At 63.7% G+C, this 4,778-nt stretch carries 2 rRNA genes (1 of these 2 running past the window's edge); both read left to right on the top strand.

Annotated features, from left to right (window positions below):
- Positions 1 to 1,382 (top strand): 16S ribosomal RNA (locus DWZ15_RS09245) (it extends 187 nt beyond the left edge of the window).
- Between the two features lie 398 nt (positions 1,383 to 1,780).
- Positions 1,781 to 4,755: ribosomal RNA gene (locus DWZ15_RS09240) — 23S ribosomal RNA — on the top strand.
- The 16S and 23S rRNA genes sit together here, the layout of an rRNA operon.
- Positions 4,756 to 4,778 lie beyond the last annotated feature (23 nt).

Raw genomic sequence — 4,778 nt, 5'->3', positions numbered from 1 at the left:
TGCCCCCTCCCCCGGGATAGCCGCCCGAAAGGACGGGTAATACCGGATACCCCGGGGTGCCGCATGGCACCCCGGCTAAAGCCCCGACGGGAGGGGATGGCTCCGCGGCCCATCAGGTAGACGGCGGGGTGACGGCCCACCGTGCCGACAACGGGTAGCCGGGTTGAGAGACCGACCGGCCAGATTGGGACTGAGACACGGCCCAGACTCCTACGGGAGGCAGCAGTGGGGAATCTTGCGCAATGGGGGGAACCCTGACGCAGCGACGCCGCGTGCGGGACGGAGGCCTTCGGGTCGTAAACCGCTTTCAGCAGGGAAGAGTCAAGACTGTACCTGCAGAAGAAGCCCCGGCTAACTACGTGCCAGCAGCCGCGGTAATACGTAGGGGGCGAGCGTTATCCGGATTCATTGGGCGTAAAGCGCGCGTAGGCGGCCCGGCAGGCCGGGGGTCGAAGCGGGGGGCTCAACCCCCCGAAGCCCCCGGAACCTCCGCGGCTTGGGTCCGGTAGGGGAGGGTGGAACACCCGGTGTAGCGGTGGAATGCGCAGATATCGGGTGGAACACCGGTGGCGAAGGCGGCCCTCTGGGCCGAGACCGACGCTGAGGCGCGAAAGCTGGGGGAGCGAACAGGATTAGATACCCTGGTAGTCCCAGCCGTAAACGATGGACGCTAGGTGTGGGGGGACGATCCCCCCGTGCCGCAGCCAACGCATTAAGCGTCCCGCCTGGGGAGTACGGCCGCAAGGCTAAAACTCAAAGGAATTGACGGGGGCCCGCACAAGCAGCGGAGCATGTGGCTTAATTCGAAGCAACGCGAAGAACCTTACCAGGGCTTGACATATGGGTGAAGCGGGGGAGACCCCGTGGCCGAGAGGAGCCCATACAGGTGGTGCATGGCTGTCGTCAGCTCGTGTCGTGAGATGTTGGGTTAAGTCCCGCAACGAGCGCAACCCCCGCCGCGTGTTGCCATCGGGTGATGCCGGGAACCCACGCGGGACCGCCGCCGTCAAGGCGGAGGAGGGCGGGGACGACGTCAAGTCATCATGCCCCTTATGCCCTGGGCTGCACACGTGCTACAATGGCCGGTACAGAGGGATGCCACCCCGCGAGGGGGAGCGGATCCCGGAAAGCCGGCCCCAGTTCGGATTGGGGGCTGCAACCCGCCCCCATGAAGTCGGAGTTGCTAGTAATCGCGGATCAGCATGCCGCGGTGAATGCGTTCCCGGGCCTTGTACACACCGCCCGTCACACCACCCGAGTCGTCTGCACCCGAAGTCGCCGGCCCAACCGAGAGGGGGGAGGCGCCGAAGGTGTGGAGGGTGAGGGGGGTGAAGTCGTAACAAGGTAGCCGTACCGGAAGGTGCGGCTGGATCACCTCCTTTCTAGGGAGATAAATCTTCTAGAGAGATCAACTTAACTCGAATAGAGGGCAGGAGCCCGTCCGGTGGATGTCGCCCGGGGGAAGTCCCCGCAGCACCCGGTCCCCGGGGTCGCACCCGCGTACCTTGAGAGCCGCATAGCGATAGGAGAGAGATGGAAGATCCAATTCTTCCAGACTCGATTCTTTTCTGCGATTTATCAGACAGAATGATAGCAATCATTCATCCGATCCAAACAAGAAGAATTCACTTATAAATGAGTGAGGAGCATCTGATCGCGAGCACAGTGAAGACACTGTGCCGCGGTATGAGATACCCGAATTGCGACATACGAGCGCTATTCATGATATCGATTAATTAACTTTAGCGACACGTGGATATCCCGCGGGCCCGATGCGGTCCCGCAAGATACCACGGGCGCACGGCGGATGCCTTGGCACAGGGAGCCGATGAAGGACGCGGCAAGCTGCGATAATCCCCGGCGAGGAGCACACATCCTTCGACCCGGGGGTCTCCGAATGGGCGAACCCATCCACAGCAGTGTGGATATCCCGACCCCGAACGCATAGGGGCCGGGAGGACAACCCGGGGAACTGAAACATCTAAGTACCCGGAGGAGAGGAAATCAATCTCGAGACTCCCCGAGTAGCGGCGAGCGAAAGGGGACCGATGGCCAAACCGTCGAGCGGGCATACCCGGCAGGGGTTCCGCCGGCGGGGTTGCAGGGCCGCGCATCCGGGGGCTGCCGCCCCCGGGCGCAGGTCCGGCTGGGGAGCGGAACGGCATGGGAGGGCCGGCCGCAGCGGGTGACAGCCCCGTACGCGAACCCAGACCGGACGGCGCGACGCGGTCCCTGAGTAGGGCCGGGCACGTGAAACCCGGTCCGAACCTGGGTGGACCACCATCCAAGCCTGAGTACTACCCTGTGACCGATAGCGCACCAGTACCGTGAGGGAAAGGTGAAAAGCACCCCGGGAGGGGAGTGAAACAGTACCTGAAACCGTGCGCCCACGAGCAGTCGGAGCACCTATACGGTGTGACGGCGTGCCTTTTGTAGAATGAGCCAGCGAGTCGCTGGCGCGGGGCGAGGTTAACCGAAAGGGAGCCGTAGCGAAAGCGAGCCTTAACAGGGCGACTTGAGTCCCGCGCCGCGGACGCGAAGCCGGGTGAGCTATCCGTGGGCAGGCTGAAGCGGGGGTAAGACCCCGTGGAGGGCCGAACGCACGTCGGTTGAAAACGGCGGCGATGACCTGCGGATAGGGGTGAAAGGCCAATCAAACCCGGAGATATCTCGTTCTCCCCGAAATAGCTTTAGGGCTAGCGTCGCGCGTTCACCGCCGGAGGTAGAGCACCGGATGGACGAGGGGGCTTCGCCGCCTACCGAATCCAACCGAACTCCGAATGCCGGCGGCCCAGAGCGCGGCAGTCAGAGCATGTGGGCTAAGCTGTGTGCTCGAGAGGGAAACAGCCCGGACCGCCCGCTAAGGTCCCCAAGTTCCAGCCGAGTGGCAAAGGATGTGCGTCCGCCCAGACAACCAGGATGTTGGCTTAGAAGCAGCCATGCATTCAAAGAGTGCGTAACAGCTCACTGGTCGAGTGGACATGCGCCGACAATACACGGGGCTAAGCTGGACACCGAAGCGGCGGGATTTTGATTTTCAGAATCGGTAGGGGAGCTTCCCATGGGCGGTGAAGCCGCCGGGCGACCGGCGGTGGAGCGCATGGGAGTGAGAATGCTGGCATGAGTAGCGAGAGACGAGAGAGTAACTCGTCCGCCGTGAACCCGAGGTTTCCTGGGCAAGGCTAATCCTCCCAGGGTCAGTCGGGGGCTAAGGCGAGGCCGGAAGGCGTAGCCGACGCGCAGCAGGCAGACATTCCTGCACCGCGCACGCGGCGCTACGACCGACGGGGCGACGGATGGGGGTGGCTCGGCGGGGTTCTGGACGTCCCCGTGATGGAGCGCGGCCCGCGGACCAGGGAAATCCGGTCCGCACACAGGGCGAGGCTCCGGACGAAGCGATCAAGCGAAGCGAGTGAGCCCGAGGTCCCTAGAAAAACCCCTAGGCAGGCGCGTGCGCGCCCGTACCGCAAACCGACACAGGTGGGTGGGTAGAACATACCGAGGCGATCGGGTCAACCATGGTCAAGGAACTCGGCACAATGGCCCCGTAACTTCGGGAGAAGGGGTGCCCGCGCGTACGTGAACCGGCTTGCCCGGGGAGCGGAGGCGGGCCGCAGTGGAGAGGCCCAAGCGACTGTTTACCAAAAACACAGGACTCTGCAGAAGCCGCAAGGCGACGTATAGGGTCTGACGCCTGCCCGGTGCCGGAAGGTCACGCGGAGGAGTTAGCGCATCGCGCGAAGCCCCGAAGCCAAGCCCCGGTAAACGGCGGCCGTAACTATAACGGTCCTAAGGTAGCGAAATTCCTTGTCGGGTAAGTTCCGACCTGCACGAAAGGCGCAACGACTTGGGCGCTGTCTCGACCATGGACCCGGTGAAATTGCACTGGTCGTGAAGATGCGACTTACCCGCGGAAGGACGGAAAGACCCCGTGAACCTTCACTGCAGCTTGGCATTGGCCGCTGGTCCCGCGTGTAGAGGATAGGCAGGAGGCATCGATCCGGAGGCGCCAGCCCCCGGGGAGCCGCCCTTGGAATACTGCCCTCGCGCGACCGGCGTCCTAACCCGAGGCCGTCAACCGGCTCGGGGACCGTGCCAGGCGGGCAGTTTGACTGGGGCGGTCGCCTCCTAAAGGGTAACGGAGGCGCGCGAAGGTCCGCTCGGGACGGTCGGCAACCGTCCTTTTGAATGCAAGAGTACAAGCGGGCTTGACTGCGAGGCCCACAAGCCGAGCAGGTGCGAAAGCAGGCTCTAGTGATCCGGCGGCCCCGAGTGGGTGGGCCGTCGCTCAACGGATAAAAGGTACTCCGGGGATAACAGGCTGATCTTGCCCAAGAGTCCACATCGACGGCAAGGTTTGGCACCTCGATGTCGGCTCATCGCATCCTGGGGCTGGAGCAGGTCCCAAGGGTACGGCTGTTCGCCGTTTAAAGCGGTACGCGAGCTGGGTTCAGAACGTCGTGAGACAGTTCGGTCCCTATCCTCCGTGGGCGCAGGAGAATCGATGGAGGCTGCCCCCAGTACGAGAGGACCGGGGTGGACGCACCTCCGGTGAACCGGTTGTCGACCAACGGCACGGCCGGGTAGCCGCGTGCGGCGCGGATAACCGCTGAAGGCATCTAAGCGGGAAGCCGTTCCAGGGATTAGTTCTCCTTCCGGTAAGGGCCCAGGTAGACTACCTGGTCGATAGACGGCAGGTGCAAGGACGGCGACGTCCTCAGCCGAGCCGCACTAATCGCCCGAGCTCTTCCGGAACCGCACCTCGCGGCCCGCGGGAC

The organism is Collinsella sp. AF29-7AC, from assembly GCF_003475665.1.
Classification (GTDB): Bacteria; Actinomycetota; Coriobacteriia; order Coriobacteriales; family Coriobacteriaceae; genus Collinsella.
This window is presented reverse-complemented; position numbering and strand designations above follow the sequence as displayed.